The following is a 23,504-nucleotide window of genomic DNA, read 5'->3' as shown; positions in this document are numbered from 1 at the left end:
CTTCGACTTCGATGCAGGCTCCTCGCTGGGGGCAGGAGGGGCGGACGCCTCTTCAGGCGCTTCGGTGGGAGCAGCTTCGGCTTCGGAGGACTTCCGCTTCGCGGCGCGGCCCGAGGCCTTGCGTGAGGGGGCTTCCTCGGCGGTCGTCGTCTCCGTGGCGGGAGGCGTTCCTTCCACGGTGCTCGCGGGAGCGGCGTCGGTGGAGCCAGTCTCCGCCTGGGGCGCGGGAGTGGTGGACTCCGGGGTGGTCTCCGAAGGGGAAGGCGCGGGGATTTCTTGCGGCGTGGCGGCGGGAGTTACTTCTGCCGGGGTCTTCTTCGCGGAAGAGCCCTTGGGCGCCTTCCCTGCGCGCTTCGAAGGGGCCTCGCTGACGTCCGTCTTCAGTTCGGTCGTCTCCGCACCCGCGGCGGTCGGCTCGGGAGCTTGGGGAGGCTGTTCGGAGGGCGTCGGCGCGGAAGCCTTCGGGCTCTCCTCGGTCGATGCAGGCTCCTGGGCAGCCTTTGACGCGGAGGCCTTTGGGCCCTTCTTGGTCGAAGCTAGCTCCGTAGCCACTTCGGAGGACTTCGATGCATCGGCCTTGGGGCCTTCCTCGGCCGAGGCGGGCTTCGTGACAGGCGTCTTCGAAGTCTGCTCCGCAGCCTTCGCAACAGCAGGCAGCTTCGACGGTTGTGCGCCCGGCTTCGCGGTAGGCGGCGGCGCGACGGACTTCGCTGCGGGCGCCTTCGGAGCCTGTGCGGACTTCGCGGCCGGCGTCTTCAGCGCCGTCGCACCGCCCGGCTTCACGGCGGAGGACTTCGGCGCATGAGTCGCGGACTTCGCGGCAGGCGCCTTCGTAGCCTGAGCACCCGACTTCGCCACGGAAGTCTTCGGAGCCTGTGCAGCCTTCGATGCGGAAGTCTTCGGAGCCTGTGCGGCCTTCGATGCGGAAGTCTTCGAAGCCTGAGCCGCCTTCACGGTGGGCTTCGCGACAGGCTTTGCCTTGGAGGCCGGTGCCTTCGCCGCCGCGCCCTTCACCGCCTTCGCGACCTGCTTCAGCTTCGAGGCCGCGGTCTTCAGTGCCTGCGCCACCGGCTTCGCGACCACGGCCTTCTTCGCCGGGGCAGGGGCCTTGCCCCCGGCGGGACGGCCCCCGGGCTTCGTGGCGGCCTTGCCAGCGGCACTGCGGGACTTGGACGAATCGGAGGAGGCGGAAGGTCGGGTCGGGCGGCGCTGGGCCATAAAGTCATCCTCGGAGGACCCGAGCGGTCGGCGCCGTCGGCCCTCGTCCCCCGATGGCTAGTGCACCCACCGCCGCACCGCAAGGCACACGTGGGGCGTGTGCACGCTTCCTGTCCTGTGGAGAGGTCAGGTTCCCTGCGGGAGGCGCACCCCTCACGTCTGGAAGTCCTGGGATTTCCACGGAGACCGGTCCGGCACAGGCATTGCTCAGGCGAGTGCTTCCAGGCGGCCGATGGCGTCAGCGAGGACGCTGCGGAAGTAGCTGTTTGCATCGCCGGCTCGGTCCCGAAGGCGAAGGAGCAGCGGCAGCAGCGAGGTGTCCTCCAACTTCTCCGCGGCTTCGACGGCCAGGACGACGACCTCGCTGCTCTCCAACTCGCGGCGCAGCGGCTCCAGGACACGCGGGTCCTTGCGCAGCGCCAGTCCGACCAGGGCCTCGCCGCGAAGCTCCATGTCGGACTCCGTGAGCCGGTCGAACAACGCGTCCCGAAGCTCGGGCGTATCCACGTCCTCCGCCTGGCTGCCCAGGCTGAAGGTCGCCCAGTTGCGGACGTCCTCGTCGCTGTCTCGGGAGAGCGCAATCAAGGTCTGGATCGCGACCGGATCCCGGTGGGGCATCATCCCCATGACCACGCCCATCCGGACGTCCTCGTCCGGGTGGTCCTTCAGGGGCTGAAGGGCGGGAACCGCTCGGGTATCCCGGAGGTGCCCCAGGGCTACACCCATTGAACCCAGGACGTCGGCATCCTGCTCGGTCGCGAGCGCGGACAGGATTTCATCCGCGCACTTCGCCATGAGTGCGTCGCTGCGTTTCCGCCCGCCCAGTTGCGCGAGGATGTCCGTGCCGCGTCCACGCTCGCGTGAAGAAGCGGAGTGCAGCAACCCGACGGCGGCCTCGAACACCTCGTCGCCGCCCCGGTCGTGCAACTCGCGGATGGCCTCCCAGGCCGTTTCATCCTCCTCGTCGCCCTGCAACGCGAGGGCAATCAACTCCTGGATGGAGTGGTCTTTCATGGCGCGCGCCCTCCCAGGCAATCAATGGCGAAGTCGATGGCGTCTTCGAAGACATCGTCCATGGGGCGGGTGGCTTCTCGGACCGCGAGGAGCAGCGGCAGGAACGAGGCGTCCTCCAGGTACCTCGCGGCCTCGATGGCGGTGGATGTGGTGGGCTGCCGCTCCAACTCGCGGCGGAGGGGCTCCCGCACACGAGGGTCCTTCCTCCGGGCCAGCCCGACCAAGGCGTCCGTCCGGATGTCGGTGACTTCATCCGAGAGCCGGTCCAAGAACGCCTCCCGCAGCTCTGGAGAATCCACCGCGTCCTCGTCCTTGAGGGAGAGGGCGGAGATTGCCTCCTCGCGCACGGACGCGTCCGTGTCCCGGGAGAGCTCGAGCAAGGTCTGGAGGGCCACGGGGTCCTGGTGCTGCGACAGACCCGAGGCGACTCCCAGCCGGACCCGGGAATCTGGGTGGTCCTTCAAGGCCCGCAGCACGGGCACCGCCCGGGCGTCGGCGAGGTAGCCCAGGGTGTGTCCCATCGCCCGGAGGACGCTGGCGTCCGGCTCGGTGGGGATCGCGGCCAGGAGGACGTCCGCGGACCGCGCCCCGCGTTCAAGGCGTGCCTCCTCGTCGTAGCCGGTCGCCTGGACGAGGAGATCCGCACCCAGGGCTCGCTCCCGCGCGGAGGGAGACCGCAGCAGCTGCACGGCGGCCTCGAAGACCTCCTCTCGGTCCCGCTTTCGCAGCGCCTCGTACGCGGCCCAGGTCCTGTCCTCCTTCAGCTGGAGGAGGGCCAGCTCCAGCGTGGAGATGGCGTCGTAAGGATCGGGAGTGGCCATGGGGAAAGGATAGCGCGAGGCGCGCTCCCCAACCCCTACGCGGAGAGCCTCTGCCTCGTGCTCGCGTCGAGCGGAAGGGTGATGGTGAAGCAGGTCCCCTCCTCGGCGCTGCTCGTCACGGTGGCCTTGCCGCCGTGCGCTTCGGCCAGGCCCCGCACCAGCGGCAGCCCCAGTCCCCAGCCCTTCTCCGCGCTCTCCGTCGCGGACTGGGTGCGATGGAACGGCTCGAAGATGGTCTGCTGATCCTCCGCGGCGATGGGCGTGCCCTGGTTGCGCACCTGGAGCCTCACCTGGCTTTCATGCCGCTCCAGCCGGACTTCAATCGGGGTGTCCGGAGCGCCGTACTTCGCCGCGTTGGAGGCCAGGTTCTCCACGATGCGGCGCAGCCCGAGCGGATCCGCCCGCATCGTGAACAGGCCTTCCGCCTTCAGCACGAAGCGCTCCGGGTAGACCGCCGAGAGCTCGTCCAGCGTCTGGGCCGCGACCGCGTGGAGGTCGCAATCCTTCACCTCCAGCGCCACCAGCTTGCCGGCCTTGATGCGGCTGGCGTCCAGCAGGTTCTGGATCATCCGCTCCGCGCGGTCCAGGCTCGCCGACACCCGGGCCACGGAGGACTGGACGCTCGGCAGGTCCGCGTGGCGCCTGCCCATCAGCTGCACGCTCAGCTTCGACGCCGTCAGGGGCGTGCGCAGGTCGTGCGTGAGCGCCGCGACGAACGTGTCCCGCATCCGCTGCTCGGCCTTCAACTTCCGGAGCTGATCGCGGAGGTTGATCTCCGTCATGATGGAGGCCGTCATCTCCTTCATGATGAGGTGATCCTGCGCGGTCCACTCGCGCACCGTGGGCTGGATGCAGCAGAAGGTCCCCAGCACGTGCCCGTCCGGATTGATCAACGGCAGCACGATGAGGGCGACGATGCCCCAGGGTCCGGTGGACGGATGGAACTTCAGGAACGGATCCGCGGGCGCGTTCGAGGAGATGATGGGCTCCCCCTCGAGCGTGTAGCGGCACAGCGACGCGTCGATGGGCAGCGTCCGCGTCTCCCGGAAGGGCGAGGGCAGGCCGAAGTCCGCCTTGAAGAACTGCCGGTTCGAGTCCACCAGCGACATGATGGTCAGCGGGACGTTGAGCAGCTGCGCCGCCAGCCGGGCGAGGCGGTCAAAGGCCTCCTCCTGGGGCGTGTCCATCAACCCGGTGTCCCGGATGGCCTGCAGACGGTTCGGATCCGCGAGGCGACGGTTGCACCGCTGGGTCCGCGCGAGAGAGGCCTCGTCCAACTCACCTAGGAACTTCATGGGACGGACTTTAGAACCTTGGGACAATGGCTGGACAGCTTGAGCCCAGGGGCCAGTTCCTCCGTTCGCTGACCAACCTTCCAGGCCCGCTCAGGAAAATCTTTCAGGGGTTTTGACCCGCTTCCCCCGGGTCCGCCCTCCCTGTGTCCCGGACCCATTTCCGGGAGGCTTTTCCCCCAATGCATCCCCCTCGTTCGTCGTCCCGCGCGGCCCTCGCCGTGCTTCTGCTGATTCTTCCCACCCTGGCCCTGGCCGCGGACCGGGGCGCCTGGGCCCCAGGCGTCGCGTACGCCGTGGGCGACATCGCGTCCTATGGTGGCAAGGGCTACGACTGCCGGCAGTCGCACACGTCCCTGGTGGGCTGGGAGCCGCCCAACGTGCTCGCCCTGTGGCTGGAGCGCACCGGCAATCCTCCCGCTGACACGCAGGCCCCCACCGCGCCCTCTGGCGTCGGTTCGCCCTCCAAGACGTATGACAGCGTGTCGCTGACCTGGAGCGCGTCCACCGACAACGTGGGCGTCACCGGCTACGAGGTCTTCGTCAACAACGGCGCCTCCGCGTCCGTCACCTCCACCACGACGAGCGCCACCGTCACCGGGCTCGCCGCCAACACCTCCTATACGTTCACCGTGAAGGCGCGTGACGCGGCGGGCAACCGTTCAGCCGCGAGCGCCGCGTTCAGCACCACCACGCCCAACCGCCCCGCGCAGGACACGCAGGCCCCCACCGCGCCCGGCTCGCTGCGCTCCACCGGCGTGACGTCCTCCAGCGTGTCCCTGGCGTTCAACGCGTCCACCGACAACGTGGGCGTCACCGGCTACGAAATCTTCGTCAACGGCGGCACCAGCGCGGCGGCCACCAGCACCACCACGAGCGCCACCGTGACGGGGCTCGCCGCCAACACCACCTACACGTTCACCGCGAAGGCGCGCGACGCGGCCGGCAACCGCTCCGCCGCGAGCAACAGCGTCGCCGTGACGACGGGCAACACCGCGCCCGCGGGCAACAAGGTGCTGGTCGGCTACTGGCACAACTTCGACAACGGCTCCACCAACATCCGGCTGCGCGACGTGTCGTCCCGGTTCAACGTCATCCAGGTGGCCTTCGCGGAGCCGGTGACGGGTGCTCCGTCGGGCACCATGGGCTTCACCCCGTACAACGCCACCGTGGCCGAGTTCAAAGCGGACATCGCCACGCTCAAGGCGCAGGGCCGCAAGGTGCTCATCTCGCTGGGCGGCGCCAACGGCACCATCCACCTGGACAACGCGGCGGCGCGGCAGGCCTTCGTCACCAGCATGCAGGGGCTCATCAACACGTATGGCTTTGACGGCCTGGACCTGGACCTGGAGGGCGCGTCGCTGTCGCTCAACGGCGGGGACACCGACTTCCGCAACCCCACCACGCCCCGCATCCAGCACCTCATCGCCGGCACGCGCCAGTTGCTCAACGACAACGGCGCGGGCTTCCTGCTCACCATGGCGCCGGAGACCGCCTACGTGCAGGGCGGCTACGCGGCGTATGGCGGCCCGTGGGGCGCCTACCTCCCCGTCATCTACGCGCTGCGCGACCGGCTGACGTACCTGCACGTGCAGCACTACAACACCGGCACCGTGATGGGGCTGGACGGCCGCGCGTATGCGCAGTCCACGCCGGACTTCCACGTGGCCATGGCGGAGATGCTGCTCCAGGGCTTCCCCGTGGGCGGCAACGCGAGCGCCGTCTTCCCCGCGCTCCGGCCGGAGCAGGTCATCATCGGTCTGCCGTCCTCGCCGCAGGCCGCGGGCGGTGGCTACACCACGCCCGCCAACGTGCAGAAGGCGCTGGACTACCTGATGAAGGGCCAGTCCTTCGGCGGCACCTACGTGCTGCGCCAGGCCGGCGGGTACCCGGGCTTCAAGGGGCTGATGACCTGGTCCATCAACTGGGACAAGTTCACCAACTACGAGTTCTCCAGCAGCCACCGCGCCTACCTGGACACCTACCGGTAGACCCGTGAGGCTTTGCCTCCACCCGTGAAACGCGGCGGGACGGGTGGAGTGCAAGGCATTGCCTTCCAATGGGCACGGCAAGGAGGTGGGAGTGTTCCCGGGGCCTCCGGGCTGCCCGCCCCAGGGGGAGCCGCCAGGGGATGATGCCCGGAGAACGCGATGCGCCGAGTCCTCACGCATGCGATCCCGCCGACATCGACTCACTCGTCTGGCTTGCCGAGCGCTACAGTCGGGAGCCCATGGAACGGACGGAGCGCAGCGATGCCGGTGGTAGCGCCATGGCTGGAGGTCAGCGCTTCCAGGCCCGGGTGGCTGCCTGGTGGATGACGCGGATCCTCCTGGGCACGCGCCTGGGCGCCCGGTTCGGGCTGGTGGGGGCTTGTGTCGCGGAGCGGCTTGCCGGGGAGAGTGGAGACGCAATCGACGACATCCGGGTCGAGCTGTCTGGCGGCGCACGTCTCTATGGGCAGTGCAAGCGGTCGCTCAAGGTGGGGGTGTCCGAAGACAGTGAGTGGGGCTCCGTCCTGCTGCAGTTCGCACGGCAGTCCCAGGCGGACGCAGGGGAGACGGGGGAGCGCCGCTATGTCCTCTTCTACGAGGAGCACAATGGAACGCTCACTCGCCTCGTCCAGCTCCTAGACCGCTACCGCTCCCTGGCGGACGGAGAGGCCCTGGTGGCGGCCGCGACCAACGCCCGGGAGCACGAGCTGGCCGAAAACATCACCTCGATCCTGGATCGGCTTGCCGGGAAGTACTCACTCGCGGCGCTGGGCACTCTACGACAGCACCTGCTTCGACAGGTGTGTGTGGCACAGCTCCGGCTGGCGGAAGGAGAAGCAGACTTCCTGAGCGCTCAAGATGCCCTCCAGTACGGGCTCCTCTCAGAGTCATGGCAAGCGCCCACGGCCATGGCGCTCCTTCACCGCTGCGCGGATGATCTCCTGGCGGAACGGCGTTTCCATGACCGCAGCTCACTCCGCAAGGTATTGGCCGAGAAGGTCTCACTTCGGGAGGGGAGTGATTACTGGCGGGACTTTGATCGCCTGGACAAGTTCTCACAGGATGAGCTCGCCGCGCATGAGCAGGAGGGACGCTCCCGCCTCCAACTGGGGAGGACCTTCTCGCTCGAGCGGCCCGCGCTCCGCGCCTTGCTGGACGCACCGGAAGCCTCGTTCGTGGTGGTCGGGGACGCGGGTACGGGCAAGACCGGCTGTCTCCTCCAATTGGCTCGTCAGCTGCGCAAGCGCGAGCAGCGTGTCTGGTACTGGGCCGCGGACTCCCTGATGGGGCCCACTCCCATGCGCATGGGCGCCACGCTCATGCTTCAGCACTCCTGGAGTGGTCTCTTCAGCGAGGCGCGGGCCACCGGGGGCATCACCCTCATCGTCGATGGGCTGGATGGCGTCCGTGATGCCAGTGCCCAGAACGCCTACCAGAAGCTGCTGAAACAGGCCCGCGGCGCGGGAGTGCGCGTGGTCGTCTCCATCCGCCGGGTGGATGCCCAGTACGCGAGCTGGCTCAAGCAGTGCTTCGCCCGGGAGCCAGAGTGGCTGGACTCCGAGGAGGGCGTTCCCGACGCATCGGCCGTGCTGGGGCCTCGGGTGAACGCGCTCCTCATCGATGTGCTCAGCGAGCAAGAGTTACAGCAGGTCCTGACGGCCTTCCCGATGCTGGGACGCGTGTTGACTCATGCTCCCGCGCTGAGGTCCGTCATCCGGAACCTCTTCAGCCTGGATCTGCTCTGCCAGATGCTCGATGAGGGGCAGGAGCCCACGGCGCTCTCTGGGATTTCGACACAGGCGGAGCTGTTCGAGCGTTACTGGGAGCGGCGCATCCTGGATCACCCCCAGCACGCCGAACTCGAAGCCGGGCTCACGGCGTTGGTGGATCAGATGGTCCATGAGCGCACACTGCAGATACCTCCGCGAGCGCTACCGACACCCGTGCTCGATGTCCTCTTGAGTACCGGGCTCATCCGCCACCCGCCGCTCATTCCCGGACGGCTCCCCGAGGTGGAGCGTGTCGAGTTCTCGCACCACCTCTTCTTCGACTATGCCGCCGAGCGGCTTTTCGTGCGCCGCCGTCGCAAGCGGCTGACCGCCGAGCTGGTCTCGGATGAGGCCTGGCCGCTCATGCTGCGCCCCAGCCTGGTGTTGTTCCTGCGGTACACCTGGGTGAGGGGGCGGCTCGACTTCTGGGATCTGCTGCTCGAGCTCGAGCGCGCCAGGGTCTCGGGACTGCACCGGCTTTCGGCCTACGTGGTCATCGCGGAGGAGGCGAAGACCGAGGCAGAACTCGACCCGCTCATGCGGGGCGCCTTGGGCCCGGGCCGTGACGAGGAGGATTGGGCGCGTGCGCTCAAGGGAGTGGCCATCGGGGCTGCCTTCGTCATGTTGCCTCGCCGCTTCCCGCAGGGAGAAGGCGCATGGTGGCTCCGCCTGGCACAGCAGTTGGTGCGCGCGTCGGGACCGGAGCTCTTGGAGGCCTGCCAGTTGCTCCTGGCCACCGCGGACGCGCACCTCGAGAGCCTGGGAGACGAGGCACGTGGGCTCATGAACGCTGCCGCGATCCTCCTGGCGGACGAGCGGAGCCGTCAGGACCCCTGGGGCGAAGCTCCGCGTCCAATGCTCGGATGGATCTGCCGGACGTTCTCCTCAGCCCCGGAGCGTTCCCGTGACTTCATCCGTGAGCTCCTCGTTGAAGAGGGACTGGAGACCCGGCCTGCCATTGCGTTGAGCGAGCTCGCGAACCACCTCGGTGACATCGCGCGCGGAGACGCACGCCTGGCGCGCTGGCTCTATGAGGTGGCGTTCGGGTGCTGGGAGGCGCGGACGCTCTCCGGGGCGGAGGCGCTTACGAAACAGGTCGCGCCATGGGGCGCCAGTGGAGAGGGCGCCAGGTTCCAGCTCAACCGAGACTTTCCTTCTTTCTTCAGAGTCTCTCCCGAAGAGGCGACCCGGGCCGTGCTTCACGTGGCACGTCGATTCTCGAAGAGGCACGACCGCGGTTCGCACAGTCAGCCTTTCGAGACGCTCAAGCTGGCGGGCCAGGAGCGGCGGATGGTGGAAGATGGCTACTGGCGCTGGTGCTGGACCTCCATCAATCTCAACACGGAGAACCCGAACGAACTCCTTGAGAGCTGGCGGGATCAGCTCGTAGCGCTGGCGAAAGGTGCAAACGGACAAGAGGTATTCACCCGGGTCTGGTCGGTCCTCCTCCATGAGAACGACCAGGCGAGTCTCTGGTGTCAGGTTCTCGCTGCCATGAGAGAGGCTCCTGAGTTCCTGGGGAGGAGGTGCCTGGAGTTGCTCCTGGCTCCCGCAGTCCTCGTGGGGCGAGGCACTCATCGGTTCGCCCGGAGGGCCCTGGAGACTGTCAGCTACGAGCTGGCGCCGGAAGACCTCCATCGCATTGAGGCCGTGATTCTTGGAATCCGAGGCGAAGTGGGCAGGGGCGCACGGACCCGGCTCCGTCAAATCAAACGAGCCAGGGCGACTCTCCTTCGGAGAATTCCCCAGGAGCATCTGGGAGAGCAGGCGCTGCGCCTGAGCAAAGGCTTGGGTTCGAGGAACGCGGACGTCGATGAGGACGTTCCTGTTCCCACCATCCTTCCGATTCCCGAGAACATGAAGGACCTGCTCGCGAACAGGCACGTCGACATAGACCGTCCCGGGCACGGACCCCTCATCGAGGTGGGTGACGCGCTTCGTGAGCTCCTCGCCTTCGAGAACCCTGGCGCGGAGGTGGCAGAAGTCTTTCGTGTCGTCCGAGAGGCGGAAGCCCGTATGGCGGCGGCTCCGTCTTCCGTGGAGCCCGTGCTGGTTGACGTCGTCCGACGATATGTCCTTCATGCCCTGTCGGACCTGGCGCATGCCAGGGTCGTCCTGGATGACCTGCAGATGGCGGAGATGACTGCCCGCTTCGAGGAGGCACTGGATTCGCCCTCTGATCCCAACGCCAAGGGGCTTTACGCGTTTGGCGCGGAGCCCGGAGATGCTCAGTCCAGCGCGGCCCGGGGCCTCATTGGCCTGGCGCTACGCGCGGGGAGCCTGTCCCCTCATGCAGAAGCATTGCGTCGCGTGGCTCGGAGCCCTCGCGGGAAGGTACGCCAGATGCTGGGGTCGTATCTCTGGCGCCTGTTGGAGCCCTTTCCATCCCTCGTCTTCGAGTCGCTCGAGGAGTGGGTGGAGGAGGTAGGCCTTCGGAGGGATGGCACGGAGCTGCTCTATCGACTCCTCATAGACACCTGGCAACTGCACCTCCGCGGTCGGGATGCGACCCGTGCGGACGCGCTGTTGAAGGCACTTCTCTACAAAGCACGTCTACGTCGTGAGGAAGAGCGGGATACTCACTTCGATCTTCGGAAGACAGCGGGAGCAGCACTCGGCATGCTTCACTGTGTTCTTGCGCCGGCCTGGGTGGAAGAGGAGCTCTCCCGCCTTCTGGAGGGGCCTCGGGATGGAGCCGTGGAGCTCCAGTACGTGTTGTGGCAGACCACTCGGGTGGTCCTCCCGGAAGGACTCCCGCGAAAGCGCCCGGAGTTGGTTCGAAGACCTGAAATCGTGGAGCGCGCCCAGGCCCTCCTCCTTGGTGTCCTCAAGAGCTGCCTGGGTGAGTTGAGGGCTGATTCCCCTGAATGGCAGCCGCCCCGCGTCCTCACGACCTCCTGGGGGGCCGACTTGTGGCGTGAACGCCTTGAGGAGTGCTTCCAGGGAGTCGCGGGCAAGTTCTGCCGGGCTTCCATGCGATGGTTGCGCACCCAGGATCCAGACCTCGCAGCGAGGTTGCGCCTCGTGCCTCTGGACGAAGATGAGGAGAAGGGCGACCCGCTCTACGAGGATCTCTCGGTTGGAGGGGCGGAGGCTCCGATGGCGGGCTTCGCGTCCCAGGCGGAGGCCATGCGTGCCTGGTGGAGGCGCGTCGAGCCGATTTTGGAATTGCTCCTGGAGCGGCTCTCGCCGTTCACGGCTCGCGCACTCGTCAAGGGGCTCTCGTTCTGCGCTCACCTGGACGCACCTCGCACGCTCCACTGGTTGAGGCGTTACGTCGAGGGGGCCATGAGCCGAGGCCAGCTGAGTGACCGGGAAGCGGCGGACCTCGCGGTCGAGTTGCTCGCCCGTGTCTTCGCGGATGACGACGGCGCCCTCGCGGTGCGTCCGGACTTCCGAGCCGACTACCTCCGGGCGTTGGATGCGTACCTCAGCATGGGATGGCCGAAGGCTGTCGAGATCGCGCTCCAGGTCGAGACCCTGTTCCGCCCGGCGTCAGCCTGACCGCCGGGCAGAAGGCCGATTCCTACGTCTTCTTCAGCTTGTCGCCCACCGCGCCGAGCAGCTGGTCGAAGGACTCGGAGAACAGCCGGATGCCGTCAGTGGACAGCTCATCCGTCACCGTCTTCATGGAGATGCCGGCCGCCTCCAACTGGCGCATCGTCGCCTCCGCCCCGGGCAGGTCCTCCTCCAGGCTGGGGCGCACCTTGCCGTGGTCCCGGAACGCGTCGATGGTGGCGGGCGGCATGGTGTTCACCGTGTCGCGGCCGATGAGCTCCTCCACGTAGAGCACGTCGCGCAGCTTCGGGCTCTTGGTGCTGGTGCTCGCCCAGAGCACGCGCTGCACCTTCGCGCCCTTCGCCGCGAGCGCCTTCCAGCGGGAGCTCCCGAAGACCTCCTTGAAGGTGCGGTAGGCGAGCTTCGCGTTGGCGATGGCCACCTTGCCGCTCAATCCCTCCATCGCCTTCTGCTGCTCCGGCGTGGCGCCCGCCTTGAGCTTCTTCTCAATCTCCTTGTCCACGATGGCGTCGATGCGGCTGATGAAGAACGACGCCACGCTCGCAACGCGGCTCACGTCCCCGCCGGACGCGGCGAGCTTCTCCAGGCCGGAGACGTAGGCCTCGGCGATCTCCTTGTAGCGCTCCTGGCTGAAGAGCAGCGTCACGTTGACGTTGATGCCCTCGGCGGTGAGCTGCTCGAAGGCCGGCAGGCCCGGCACGGTGCCCGGGACCTTGATCATCACGTTGGGCCGGGACAGCGTCTTCCACAGCCGCCGCGCCTCCTCCAGCGTGCCGTGCGTGTCCAGCGCCAGGCGCGGGGACACCTCCAGCGACGCGAAGCCGTCCTGGCCCTTCGTCGCGTCGTACACGGACTTGAGGAGGTCCGCGGCGCCCTGCACGTCGCGCACGGCGAGCTGCTCATAGAGGTCGTTGCCGGAGAGGCCCTGGCCCTTCGCCGCGTCGAAGAGGTCCTGGTAGTCGTCGCTGCCCGACACGGCCTTCTGGAAGATGGTCGGGTTGGAGGTGAGCCCTTTGAGCCCGTCCTCCTCGATGAACTTCTTCAGCGTGCCCTTGGTGATGTAGCTGCGCTGGAGGTTGTCCACCCAGACGGATTGGCCGAACTCGGCGAGCTGTCGCAGCGGATTCATGGATTCTCCCGGCGGGGGCGCGAGGCTCCCGGATGGCGTTCTTTCAATTTGCGCATGCCCCGTCGCCCACGTCCGGCCGGGCGGGCAGGCACTCGCGGATTCTGCCTGTGAACAGGGCCGGCGGGGGGCAACGCTTCTCGCAAGCCGGGGCAGTCAACACAGTAGCGGGGGCACACCCCTGGCCCCCCAACCCGGGAGCGAAACGATGGCGGACACCTTGGCGGACCTCGCGGCGCAGCTGCGCATCGACAGCATCCGCTGCACCACGGCGGCGGGCTCGGGCCATCCCAGTTCGTCCATGTCCGCGGCGGACATCATGGCCGTGCTGTTCCAGAAGTACCTGCGCTTCGACTTCCAACAGCCGAAGGCCCCCAACAACGACCGCTTCGTGCTCTCCAAGGGCCACGCCTGCCCGGTCCTCTACTCCGCCTTCAAGGCGGCGGGCGCCATCGACGACCGGGAATTGCTCTCGCTGCGCAAGTTCGGCAGCCGGCTGGAGGGGCACCCGAACCCGCACGTGCTGCCGCTCGTGGACGTGGCCACCGGCTCGCTCGGGCAGGGCCTGGCCGTGGGCGTGGGCATGGCGCTTGGCGCGAGGATGGACGGACTGCCCTTCCGCACCTACGTGCTCATGGGTGACAGCGAGACGGCGGAGGGCTCCGTGTGGGAGGCGTTCGACAAGGCCGGCCACTACGGGCTGGACAACCTGTGCGCCATCATCGACGTGAACCGCCTGGGACAGAGCCGCGAGACGGAGCTGGGCTGGAACCTGGAGGCCTACGCGGCCCGCGTCCGCGCCTTCGGGTGGAACGCCGTCACGCTGGACGGCCATGACCTGGACGCCATCGACCGGGCCTTCGCCGAAGCGCAGGCGAAGAAGGGCCAGCCCACCTGCCTCATCTGCAAGACGGAGAAGGGGCGCGGCTCCTCGCTCATCGCCAACCACGATGGCTGGCACGGCAAGCCGCTGCCGGAGGACAAGGCGAAGGACGCCATCCGCGAGCTGGGCGGGGAGCGCGACGTCCGCGTCCAGGTGAAGAAGCCGGAGGCGCTGAAGGCCACCGTCCAGGACAAGGCCTCGCCGTTGCAATTGCCCACGTACGAGGTCGGCCAGAAGGAGGCCACGCGCAAGGCGTATGGCGACGCGCTCCTGGCGCTGGGCAACGCCCGGCCGGACGTGGTGGCGCTGGACGCGGAGGTGTCCAACTCCACGTACTCGAACGAGTTCCAGAAGGCGCACCCGAAGCGCTACTTCGAGATGTTCATCGCGGAGCAGAACATGGTGTCCAGCGCGGTGGGCATGGCGGTGCTGGGCAAGAAGGCCTTCGTCAGCACCTTCGCGGCCTTCCTGTCGCGCGCCTATGATCAGGTGCGCATGGCGGCCATCTCCAACGCCACGGTGCACCTGTGCGGCAGCCACGCGGGCGTGTCCATTGGCGAGGACGGCCCGTCGCAGATGGCCCTGGAGGACCTGGCGATGATGCGCGCGGTGGGCGGCAGCACGGTGCTCTACCCGAGCGACGCGAACCAGACCGCGAAGCTGCTGGCGCAGGTGCTGGAGCGCCAGGGCATCACCTACCTGCGCAGCACCCGCGAGAAGACGCCGGTGCTCTACCCCGCGACGGAGGACTTCCCCATTGGCGGCAGCAAGGTGGTGCGCCAGTCCGATGAGGACGTGGCGACGGTGGTGGCCGCCGGCATCACGCTGCACGAAGCGCTCAAGGCCTACGAAGCGCTGAAGAAGGACGGCATCGCGGTGCGCGTCATCGACCTGTACTCAGTGAAGCCGGTGGACGCGAAGACGCTGCGCAAGGCCGCGCGCGAGACGCTGGGGCGGCTCATCGTGGTGGAGGACCACTGGGCGGAAGGGGGCCTGGCGGACGCGGTGCTGGAGGCCTTCACCGGTGAGCGCGAGCAGCTGCCCATCGTGGTGCGGCTCGCGGTGACGAAGATGCCCGGCTCCGGCAAGCCCGCGGAGCTGCTGAACGCCGCGGGCATCGACGCCGGGCACATCGTGGAGGCCGTCACCTCGCTGAGGGAGGAGACGACGGCCCGGGGCGGGGACGGCCGGGGAAGGCCGTCCGAGAACGCCTGGGGCCACACGAACGCTTGAGCCCCGGGGAGGCTCAGGGCTTCGGGTCCAGCCGCTCGGCCGCGCGCGCCGCGCCCATGGAGCGCGCGTAGTCCAGCGCGGTGCGTTTGTCCGCGTCCCGGGCTCTGTGGTCCGCGCCGCGCTGGATGAGCAGCTCCATCATCTCCAGCTTGTCGAACATGGCCGCGAACATCAGCGGCGTGCGGCCGTCCGGGCCCGCGCCGTCCACGTCCGCGCCCGCGTCCAGGAGCACCGTGGCGATGGCCTCGTTGCCCTTGAAGGCCGCGCCGGCCAGGGGCGTCTGTCCGGCGCCGTTGGGCTGCTCCGGGTTCGCGCCGCGCTCCAGCAGCAGGCGCGTGGCCTCCACGTGGCCGTGGTAGCTGGCCAGCATCAGGAGCGAGTCCCCCCGCTCGTTGCGCACCCCCACGGGGAGCCCGGCGTCGAGCAGTTCGCGCAGCTTGCTGGCGTCCCCCGCGCGCACGACCGTGAATGCGTCCCTCACTGCGGCGTCGTCTTCGGTGCCCGGGGTTGAACCCGGGTTCTTCGGGTCGTTCGTGGGGCTCATGGTCGGTGTTCCTTCCTAGTAGGACCTCCGTGCCATGTCGATATCCCGGGGCGCATCCGACGAATCGGAAACTCCAAATCGAAACAGTTCCTGGCGTCAGTAGGGGGCGCAGTGGATGCCCACGCAGTTGCCCGCGCCATTGTCCCGCGCGACGTTCCCTCCTCCGTCGAAGGCGGCCGGCGCGTAGATGCCAAAGCCCGTGTTGTGCAAGGCGACGTTGCGGATCAGCGTGGGGGTGTTGGGCTCCGGAACCCGGAGGCCGTCGCCGTCGTTGCTCAGGAATTGATTGCCGCGGACGATGCCAATGAGCGGGTAGGGGACGTACGCCGGGCGGTCGGACAGGGTCAGGCCGCCGGCGTTGTCAAAGAAGGTATTGCCGTCGATGTAGACCGTTTCGATCGCGGCCTGGAGACCCGTGCCGTTGCTGACGACCCACGAGTTGATCATCGAGAGCTTGAGCGGCTGCCACTCCAGAGTGGTCGCGAGCGCGGCGTTGTTCGCGATGAGCGTGTTCTCGAACCGCAACTCGCTGCAGAAGAGGGGGCCCACGAGGTCCGCCTGGCTCCCGCCCACCGCGGTGTTCCAGGCGAGCGTGCTCGACCTGAAGCGGACATTGCCATCCACGCAATTGAAGACATCTCCATTGGACGTGAAGATGGAGTCGAGCACGTCGAGGGAGTGGTAATACAAGAATGCAGCATGCTCATTGTGGGTGAAGACCGAAGCCCTCACGTCGAACGAGCCGCTGGACATCTCGACCTCGCCGGTCAGCCCGGTGCCGTTCCCGCTCACGAAGCACTCCGTGATGAGGAAGCGCGTGGAGCTCCGGTTCACGACGGCGAACCCGTTGCCGAGGAGGGCGAGCTTGTGCAGCCGCAGCTGGCCGGTCCCCGGCTGGCTCACGATCCCGATGAAGAAGCCGCGAACGGTGCCGTTGCGCACCATGCTGTTGGCCTCGACCAGGATCCCCCTCGAACTCAATGGCTCCGGACCGGTGCGGCGGACGGTGTGTCCGCCCAGATCGAGGACGATGCCATCGCCGGCGACCCGGAGCGCGAAGGGGGCCGTGGCCGGGCAGTCGAGATCGTGCGTGAGCTTCGTGTGTTGGGTGAGGGTGTCACCGCAATGGACGTCGCCGCCTCCGGGGTTGAACGCAACCTGGGCATCCACGGCGGACCGCACCGGGTCACTGGCCAGGGCGGTGGGCACTCCCGTCAGCAATGTGACGAGGGTCACGGCGACCACGACTCCGCGAGTCTGCTGCATGCTGCCTCCCTGGACCGGAGGCTTCCGGCCACTGGCGGAGATGCTAGCCACAGTGCTTCGGGTGGCTCCTCCCCCCGGCGGGGGCAGTGCGTCCGCCGGGGCGTGACAGTCCGACCGCGCGGGAGGGATGGGCGGCAGGCGCCTCTCCAGTACGGACGTCCGCGCTCACGTGTCCAGGAGAGGCCCGCGGCGGAGCGGAGCGTTCAGGTGGGGCCGTACAGCTCCGCCGTCGCGAGGTCGGTGTGGGTCTGATCGTCGATGCCCCCCGTGACGAGCACCCTGCCGTCGGGAAGCAGCGCCGCCGTGTGGTTGAAGCGGGCTTGCGCCATGGAGCCGGCCGCACTCCAGGTGCCCGAGGCCGGGTCGTACAGCTCGGACGTCCGGTCGGGAACGCCCTCGGTGTAGGTGCCCCCGGCGACGAGGACCTTGCCGCCGGGCAGCAGCGTCGCGGTGTGGCCGGCACGGGCCCTGGCCAGGGTGCCCGTCACGCTCCAGGTGCCCGTGGCCGGGTCGTACAGCTCCGCCACCAGGCCGCCCACGGTGAGGACCTTGCCGTTGGGCAGCAGCGTCGCGGTGTGACGGGGGATCGCGGTGCTCATGGACCCCGTCGCGCTCCAGGTGCCCGTGGCCGGGTCGTACAGCTCCGCCGTCGCGATATTGACGGTGCCGTCGTGCCCCCCCGCGACGAGGACCTTGCCGTCGGGCAGCAGCGTCGCCGTGTGCTCGGAGCGACGCGTGGCCATGGGGGCGGTCGGGCTCCAGGTGCCCGTGGCCGGGTCGTACAGCTCCGCGCTCGCCAGGGTGCCGTTGTCACCGCCTCCTCCCGTCACGAGCACCTTCCCGTCGGGCAGCAGGGTCGCGGTGTGCAGCCAACGGCCTCTTCTCAGGGAACCGGTCCCACTCCAGGAGCCCGAGGCCGGGTCATACACCTCCGCCGTCGCGAGGATGTCGCTCGCGAGTCCCCCCGCGACCAGCAGCCTGCCATCGTTCAGCAGCGTCGCCGTGTGCTGGGAGCGAGGCTCGGCCAGCGTGCCCGTGGGGGCCCAGGTGCCCGAGGCCGGGTCGTACAGCTCCGCCGTCGCGAGATATCCGAAGATGGAGCTGCTGTAGCCACCCGCGACCATCACCTTGCCGTTGGGCAGCAGCGTCGCCGGGGCCGCGTAGCGTGACGAACTCATGGAGTCCGTCCGGTGCCAGGGGCCCGTCGGGCCGTACAGCTCCGCCGCGCCGTGAACACGGCTGTCATTGAGGCCGCCCGCCACGAGCACCCTGCCGTCCAGCAGCAGCGTCGCGACGTGGAGGTCGCGGGCGGTGAACATGGATTCGGTGGGAGTCCAGGTGCCCGGGCCCGGGTCGTACACCTCCGCTGATGCGAGATAGATGGGAACGCCGTTGATGAACTGGAGTCCTCCGGCGATGAGCACCTTGCCCTCGGGCAGCAGCGTCGCCGTGTGCGAGATGCGAGGCGTGGCGAGGGCGCCGGTCTGGCTCCAGGTGTCCGTGGCCGGGTCGTACAGCTCCGCCGTGGGTTCTCCCACGACGAGCACCCTGCCATCGGGCAGCAGCGTCGCGGTGTGACCGATGAACGCGGCGACCATGGTGCTCGGAGCGCTCCAGGTGCCCGTGGCCGGGTCGTACAGCTGCGACGTCGTACGGGGGACTTCATTGTCGTCCCCGCCCGCGACGAGCACCTTGCCGTCAGGCAGCAGCGTCGCCGTGTGGAAGGCACGACGCGTGGCCATGGGCGCGGTCAGGCTCCAGGTGCCCGTGGCCGGGTCATACACCTCCGCTGTCGCGAGAAAGCCCTGACTGAATCCCCCTGTGACGAGCACCCTGCCATCGGGAAGGCGCGTCGCCGTGTGGCCATAACGCGCTTCCGCCAGGGCGCCCGTTCCGCTCCACACGCCCGTGGCCGGGTCGTACACCTCCGCCGCCGCGAGGACGTCGCCACGGTATCCCCCGGCCACGAGCACCCTGCCGTCGGTCAGGAGCGTGGACGTGTGCTGGTTGCGCCGCTCCGCCATGGAGCCTGTCTGGCACCAGGTGCCCGTGGCCGGGTCATACAGCTCCGCGGTCGCGACGAACTCGAAGAGGTCATCGTTGTAGCCACCCGCGGCGAGCACCTTGCCGCTGGGAAGCAGGGTGGCCGTGAACGCGTAGCGTGACGACGTCATGGAGCCCGTCGTGGCCCAACCCCGCACCGGACAGACCGGAAGGCCCGTCACCGCGAAGCTCCGGATGGCCGTGAGGCCGAAGGCATTCGTCACGGTGACGGTGATGGACGGGGGCGTGCCACCGCTGGCGCAAGGGGGCGCCGTCCAGGTGACGCGGCTGTGCGTGGAGTCGCCGGTCGGCGTGCCCAACGTGCCGGTGCTCGCGTCCCAGGAGAAGGTGAGTGCGGAGCCCTGCGGGTCGCTGGCGGCCACCTCATAGGTGAGCACGTCGCCCGGGTCGGCGGTGTTCGCGGAGCGGTAGGAGCGGAGGATGACGGGCGCCAGGTGCGTGGTGGGCGGCGTGTTGCTGACACACAGGGCGACGGTGCCCGTGGTGTGCCCGCCGCGCCCGTCGGACACGGCGACGGTCAGGCGGCAGTTGTTGCAGGCCCCGGCCGGCACGAGCGAGGGCGTGAATTCGCCGAGGGCGGAGCTTGAGTCGGTCCAGGTGCCCGCGCACGACGCACTCCAGGAATAGGAGAGGTGGTCCCCGTCCAGGTCCGTGGCCAGCGCGAAGACCGTGGTCATCTGCCCGACGGAGAGTTGCGTCGCCGTCGCGGTGATGGAGGACACCTGGGGCGCGCTGTTGAAGAAGATGGACAGTTCGGCCTCACCCTCGCCCTCGGGCAGGACGTTGACGACCAGGAGGGCGCTGGAGGCCAGGCCTCGCGAATCGGTCACCGTCAACGTGAGCGTCTGGAGCCCGGTGGAGGCAGGCGCCGTCCACGAGGTGACGGGCTCGGTGGTCGATGCGAACGTGCCCCCGGTGGCGCTCCACGCGTAGCCGAGCGTGTCACCCGGGTTCGGGTCATGCGCCGAGGCATACAGGGAGACGGTGCCTCCGGCCGCCACGGTGCTTGGGTTCGCCGCTACGAAGTCGATGATGGGCGCTTCGTTCTCGAAGGGCGGCGGGGGATTGAGCTGCTGGAGGGTGATGGCGACGAGGGTCGTCTGGTCCGCGAGGATGGAGATGCCGGAGGCGGAGCCCTCGAAGCGCAACGTGCCCCCGGCATCGAAGGCCTGCGCCAGGAAGGTGCGGTCGGCGCCCGCCGGAATGTTGCCAATGATTCCGCCCCACACCCCGTTCGTGGGCGCGAGCTCCACCGACACGGAGGGAATGCCCGCTCCCCCGGAGGTGACGACGACGCGGGTGATGTCGGATGCGAGGGATTGGTGCGCGGCGACCATGAAGCGCGCCGTCCCCGCCTCCTCGGATGAAGCACCGCAGCCCGCGAACAGCGCTGCCACGAGCACCAGCATCAGGTGCATGCCTGCTCTCTTCATGAACGTCCCCCTCCTTGTCGCGATAGTGATTGGGCGGACTATCCGGGATGGAAGACATTGCCGCCTATGACCCGGGCAGGTGGCCCGCCGTCGCTTGCCGGACGACGGGGGCTCCCTGTCGTCAGTAGGGGGCGGCAGGGGCCTTCACGTCCGCGGAGGTATGCCCTTCCAAATCCAAAGGGCAATCCCATCCCCGGAATCCAACAGACGGCAACGCTTCCGGCCAATGGCCCGAGGGCCGGTGGCGACACCACCCTATCCGCCCCCTCTCAATCCGAGGTGATGGACATGCACGGCTCGAGGTCATGCTGGAAGCTGTTCCTGCTGCTGACGCTGGGTGGGCCGCTGGCGTGCGAAGTCGCTCCGCCCCCGCGCACGTTGCCAATGAAGGCACCCGCGAGCGGGGACACGGACGACGCGAAGTCGCCGGAGACGACCGAGTCCCTCCAGGCGTCGGCCATCTTCGAGGCCACGTTGCGAGAGGAGGCCACGTCGGCGCCCGGCCGCCTGAAGCCCGTGGAGCGGCTCGGCAAGCTGCTCTTCTTCGACCGCCGACTCTCCGAGCCCATGGGCCAGGCCTGTGCCGTCTGTCATGGCCCCGAGGTGGGCTGGACGGGTCCCAGCCTGCTCATCAACCTCACCGGCTCTGTCTATGAAGGCGCCGTGCGCGGGCGCTTTGGCAATCGCAAGCCGCCCTCGTCCGCCTATGCCACGCAGGCTCCCATCCTCCACCGGGTGACGCCAGGACAGCCCGACTTCGTGGGCGGCAACTTCTGGGACGGCCGCGCCACCGGCGAGGAGCTGGGCAACCCCGCCGCGGATCAGGCGCAGGGTCCCTTCCTCAACCCGGTGGAGCAGAACAACCCCAGCGAGGCCGCGGTGGTGGCCAAGGTCTGCGGCGGCCCGTACGGCGACCTCTTCCGGGCCGTCTGGGGCGCCCGCATCTGCGGCGACGTGCCGCTCGCCTATGACAACATCGCGAGGTCCATCGCCGCGTACGAGGGCTCTCGCGAGGTGAACGCCTTCTCCTCGAAGTACGACGCCTACCTCGCGGGCCGCGCGCGGCTCTCTTCGCAGGAGCAGTGGGGCCTGAAGCTCTTCGAGGGCAAGGCGAACTGCGACAACTGCCACACGAGCCAGCGAGGCCCGGGCGGCGAGCCGCCGCTCTTCACCGACTACACCTTCGAGAACCTGGGCGTGCCGCGCAACCTGCTCAATCCCTGGTACTGGCAGCTCCAGTTCAACCCGGACGGGCCCTTCTGGATCGACCTGGGCCTGGGGGGCTTCCTCCAGACGCGCCAGGATTACGCGCCCTCCGCGCGCGCCAACCTGGGCAGGGTCAAGGTTCCCACCCTGCGCAACGTGGACAAGCGCCCCTTCCCTGGCTTCACCAAGGCCTATGCCCACAACGGCTACTTCAAGAGCCTCGAGTCGGTCGTCCACTTCTACAACACGCGCGACGTGCTGCCGGTCTGCACGGGGAGCACGTCTGGGATGCCTGGCGTGGACTGCTGGCCCATGCCGGAGGTGGGGCTGAACATCAACACGCGGGAGCTGGGCAACCTGGGCCTGTCACCCCAGGAGGAGCAGGCCATCGTCGCCTTCCTGCGCACGCTCTCGGACGGCTACTTCCAGTGACGGGCGGGCTCACCGCGCGCGGCGCTGCTGGCGGCTGAAGCGCTGCGCACCCTCGCGGGGGCGCTGCGCTCCGTGTGGCCCGGGGTGGGGAAGTCGAAGGTCAGCGCAGCGCCTTCTGCGAAGTGACGATGCCGTCCGCGTCCGCGTAGAGGTGGTGGCCTGGGGTGAAGGTGACGCCGGCGAAGCGCACCTCCACGTCGCGCTGGCCCTCGTTGCGCTTGCCGCTCTTGAGCGGGTGGGTGCCCAGCGCCTTCACGCCGATGCCGGTGCGACCCACCTCCTCCGCGTCGCGGATGCAGCCGTTGACCACCACGCCCGCCCAGCCGTTCTTCTGGCCCAGGGCCGCGAGCACGTCACCCACCAGCGCGCAGCGGCGGCTGCCTCCACCATCCACCACCAGCACGCGGCCCTGGCCGGGCTCCTCCAATGCCTTGCGCACCAGGGAGTTGTCCTCTGGCGCGCGCACGGTGCTGATGGGTCCAAAGAAACTCTGGCGCCCGCCATAGTCCTGGAATCCCGGCTCGGCGACCTGGAATTGCGGAGTTCCCGAGTGGGCGTCGCAGAGATCCGCCGTCTTGATGTCAGGGGTATCGCTCATGATTCGTAGGATGCACGCGCCGGCCGGGTATGGCTGTGATTGCGCGTGCGGGTCCGCGTGCCTTGACCGTGCAATGTTCGAAATCCTATCGTCCGCGTCTTCCTGAGGGGGAAGTCCATGCAAATGCTGAAGTGGTTGGTGGGCGCGCTCGCGTTGCTGGTGGTCGCGTGTGGTGAGGTTTCTGGAACGTCCACGCCGGTGCTTCGCGACGGCGAGGGCCTGCTGGAGCTGCCGCTGGTGTCGACGTCGGCGGGGCGCAGCTACAAGCTGGTGGGCGCGACGTTCGCCATCACCGGGCCGCAGAACGCGACCATCACGGACACGTCCGCGGAGTCGGTGAGCCTGGCGCTCATGGCCGGGACGTACACCATCCAGATGAACGGTGAATGGCACGTGGAGCGCACGGACGCGCCGGGCGTCACGGTGCCTGTCACGCTGGTGTCGCCGAACCCGATGGCGTTCACGCTGGGCGAGGGTGAGACGCGCCCGGTGCGCTTCCTGTTCAAGGTGCCGGGAGACGGCACCGCGGACGTGGGCATCGGCGTGGACTCGGGCGGGTGGATTTCCGGAACCATCGAGTTCTGGGCCAGCCCTCCGCCGTACGGCTCCTCGAACATCTTCACCGAGCTGGCCGGGAAGAGCATGCCTTTCGTCATCAGCTATGAGTCGTCCACGGTGACGCGCTCGGTTGAGTACGGTTACAAGCGCGTCACTGTCGAGACTGCGCCTGTGACCTTCCAAGTGGGAGGCCCGGTGAGCGCGGCCCTCCAGGAGCAGGTCATCGCCGCCCTTCAGGGCCGTTCGATGAGCTTCTTCATGGAAGCCGCTGGCTCGTCCAACGTTTCTCTGGGCCAGATCGTCCTGGAGAACCTGGAGAGGGGCATCCGGTTCTCGCTCTACCCGTTTGCGCCAAACATGGGTTTGAGCGCGGACGGCTATCCGCTTCTGCAGTCCGCGGACATCATCGGGGGCGCCGCGAGCTTTGACGCCTTGAGCGCTGGGGGCATTGACGGCGAACTCCGCAGCGGCACGTTCGCGCCGCGGTAGCACGCACCACCGCGCGCCGTTCCTTCGTGGAAACGGCGCGCGGCACCG

13 protein-coding genes and 1 pseudogene are annotated in these 23,504 nt (G+C 68.4%); 5 read left to right on the top strand and 9 right to left on the bottom strand.

Annotated features, from left to right (window positions below; translation table 11 throughout):
- The 4 genes and pseudogenes from D7Y21_RS41750 to D7Y21_RS11560 form a co-directional block, all read right to left on the bottom strand.
- A pseudogene (locus tag D7Y21_RS41750) lies at positions 1 to 1,218 on the bottom strand (hypothetical protein); the annotation flags it as partial.
- Positions 1,219 to 1,425: 207 nt separating this feature from the next.
- Positions 1,426 to 2,232, bottom strand: a complete 807-nt coding sequence (locus D7Y21_RS11570) for a HEAT repeat domain-containing protein (protein WP_121713170.1) — start codon at positions 2,230 to 2,232, stop codon at positions 1,426 to 1,428.
- Complete coding sequence (locus D7Y21_RS11565) at positions 2,229 to 3,053, bottom strand: HEAT repeat domain-containing protein (RefSeq protein WP_121713168.1); 825 nt, start codon at positions 3,051 to 3,053, stop codon at positions 2,229 to 2,231. The genes D7Y21_RS11570 and D7Y21_RS11565 overlap by 4 nt, the downstream gene beginning before the upstream one ends.
- Before the next feature lie 35 nt (positions 3,054 to 3,088).
- On the bottom strand, positions 3,089 to 4,348 hold the full coding sequence (locus D7Y21_RS11560) for a GAF domain-containing sensor histidine kinase (protein WP_121713166.1): 1,260 nt from the start codon (positions 4,346 to 4,348) through the stop codon (positions 3,089 to 3,091).
- A 179-nt stretch (positions 4,349 to 4,527) separates the two neighbouring features.
- On the opposite strand from D7Y21_RS11560, the gene D7Y21_RS11555 reads away from it, so the two are divergent.
- Together D7Y21_RS11555 and D7Y21_RS11550 are read left to right on the top strand one after the other, a co-directional pair.
- Positions 4,528 to 6,336 (top strand): fibronectin type III domain-containing protein, encoded by a 1,809-nt coding sequence (locus tag D7Y21_RS11555; protein WP_121713164.1) that lies wholly within the window; start codon positions 4,528 to 4,530, stop codon positions 6,334 to 6,336.
- Between the two features lie 323 nt (positions 6,337 to 6,659).
- Positions 6,660 to 11,609: a hypothetical protein gene (locus D7Y21_RS11550; protein ID WP_147469259.1), complete on the top strand. Its 4,950-nt coding sequence runs from the start codon at positions 6,660 to 6,662 to the stop codon at positions 11,607 to 11,609.
- 22 nt (positions 11,610 to 11,631) lie between these two features.
- Here D7Y21_RS11550 and tal read toward each other — a convergent pair whose 3' ends face one another.
- Positions 11,632 to 12,753, bottom strand: a complete 1,122-nt coding sequence (gene tal, locus D7Y21_RS11545) for a transaldolase (RefSeq protein ID WP_121713160.1) — start codon at positions 12,751 to 12,753, stop codon at positions 11,632 to 11,634.
- A 205-nt stretch (positions 12,754 to 12,958) separates the two neighbouring features.
- On the opposite strand from tal, the gene D7Y21_RS11540 reads away from it, so the two are divergent.
- Complete coding sequence (locus D7Y21_RS11540; protein WP_120561563.1) at positions 12,959 to 14,866, top strand: transketolase; 1,908 nt, start codon at positions 12,959 to 12,961, stop codon at positions 14,864 to 14,866.
- Between the two features lie 13 nt (positions 14,867 to 14,879).
- Here the strand turns inward: D7Y21_RS11540 and D7Y21_RS11535 are convergent, their stop codons facing one another.
- The 3 genes from D7Y21_RS11535 to D7Y21_RS11525 form a co-directional block, all read right to left on the bottom strand.
- Positions 14,880 to 15,410: an ankyrin repeat domain-containing protein gene (locus D7Y21_RS11535; protein WP_121713158.1), complete on the bottom strand. Its 531-nt coding sequence runs from the start codon at positions 15,408 to 15,410 to the stop codon at positions 14,880 to 14,882.
- 96 nt (positions 15,411 to 15,506) lie between these two features.
- Positions 15,507 to 16,676: a right-handed parallel beta-helix repeat-containing protein gene (locus D7Y21_RS11530; RefSeq protein ID WP_121713156.1), complete on the bottom strand. Its 1,170-nt coding sequence runs from the start codon at positions 16,674 to 16,676 to the stop codon at positions 15,507 to 15,509.
- A gap of 203 nt (positions 16,677 to 16,879) precedes the next feature.
- Entirely contained in the window at positions 16,880 to 20,173 is a 3,294-nt protein-coding gene (locus D7Y21_RS11525) for a kelch motif-containing protein (RefSeq protein WP_121713154.1), read from the bottom strand.
- A gap of 288 nt (positions 20,174 to 20,461) precedes the next feature.
- On the opposite strand from D7Y21_RS11525, the gene D7Y21_RS11520 reads away from it, so the two are divergent.
- Complete coding sequence (locus D7Y21_RS11520; RefSeq protein WP_233591377.1) at positions 20,462 to 21,811, top strand: cytochrome-c peroxidase; 1,350 nt, start codon at positions 20,462 to 20,464, stop codon at positions 21,809 to 21,811.
- A 100-nt stretch (positions 21,812 to 21,911) separates the two neighbouring features.
- Here D7Y21_RS11520 and rraA read toward each other — a convergent pair whose 3' ends face one another.
- Positions 21,912 to 22,409: a ribonuclease E activity regulator RraA gene (rraA, locus tag D7Y21_RS11515; RefSeq protein ID WP_120561567.1), complete on the bottom strand. Its 498-nt coding sequence runs from the start codon at positions 22,407 to 22,409 to the stop codon at positions 21,912 to 21,914.
- A 117-nt stretch (positions 22,410 to 22,526) separates the two neighbouring features.
- Between rraA and D7Y21_RS11510 the strand changes: the two genes are divergently transcribed.
- Positions 22,527 to 23,456, top strand: a complete 930-nt coding sequence (locus D7Y21_RS11510; RefSeq protein ID WP_147443107.1) for a hypothetical protein — start codon at positions 22,527 to 22,529, stop codon at positions 23,454 to 23,456.
- Positions 23,457 to 23,504: the final 48 nt, after the last annotated feature.

Source organism: Corallococcus sp. AB045 (assembly GCF_003668895.1).
GTDB classification, from domain to species: Bacteria; Myxococcota; Myxococcia; order Myxococcales; family Myxococcaceae; genus Corallococcus; species Corallococcus coralloides.
Note: the sequence above shows the minus strand (reverse complement) of the source record. Positions and strands in the feature narration are given on the sequence as shown.

Coding starts and splice junctions, on each gene's coding strand:
- tal (WP_121713160.1), bottom strand. CDS start 12,753: ATGAATCCGCTGCGACAGCTCGCCGAGTTCGGCCAATCCGTCTGGGTG.
- D7Y21_RS11560 (WP_121713166.1), bottom strand. CDS start 4,348: ATGAAGTTCCTAGGTGAGTTGGACGAGGCCTCTCTCGCGCGGACCCAG.
- D7Y21_RS11540 (WP_120561563.1), top strand. CDS start 12,959: ATGGCGGACACCTTGGCGGACCTCGCGGCGCAGCTGCGCATCGACAGC.
- D7Y21_RS11525 (WP_121713154.1), bottom strand. CDS start 20,173: ATGAAGAGAGCAGGCATGCACCTGATGCTGGTGCTCGTGGCAGCGCTG.
- D7Y21_RS11510 (WP_147443107.1), top strand. CDS start 22,527: ATGCAAATGCTGAAGTGGTTGGTGGGCGCGCTCGCGTTGCTGGTGGTC.
- rraA (WP_120561567.1), bottom strand. CDS start 22,409: ATGAGCGATACCCCTGACATCAAGACGGCGGATCTCTGCGACGCCCAC.
- D7Y21_RS11570 (WP_121713170.1), bottom strand. CDS start 2,232: ATGAAAGACCACTCCATCCAGGAGTTGATTGCCCTCGCGTTGCAGGGC.
- D7Y21_RS11555 (WP_121713164.1), top strand. CDS start 4,528: ATGCATCCCCCTCGTTCGTCGTCCCGCGCGGCCCTCGCCGTGCTTCTG.
- D7Y21_RS11530 (WP_121713156.1), bottom strand. CDS start 16,676: ATGCAGCAGACTCGCGGAGTCGTGGTCGCCGTGACCCTCGTCACATTG.
- D7Y21_RS11520 (WP_233591377.1), top strand. CDS start 20,462: ATGCACGGCTCGAGGTCATGCTGGAAGCTGTTCCTGCTGCTGACGCTG.
- D7Y21_RS11565 (WP_121713168.1), bottom strand. CDS start 3,053: ATGGCCACTCCCGATCCTTACGACGCCATCTCCACGCTGGAGCTGGCC.
- D7Y21_RS11535 (WP_121713158.1), bottom strand. CDS start 15,410: ATGAGCCCCACGAACGACCCGAAGAACCCGGGTTCAACCCCGGGCACC.
- D7Y21_RS11550 (WP_147469259.1), top strand. CDS start 6,660: ATGACGCGGATCCTCCTGGGCACGCGCCTGGGCGCCCGGTTCGGGCTG.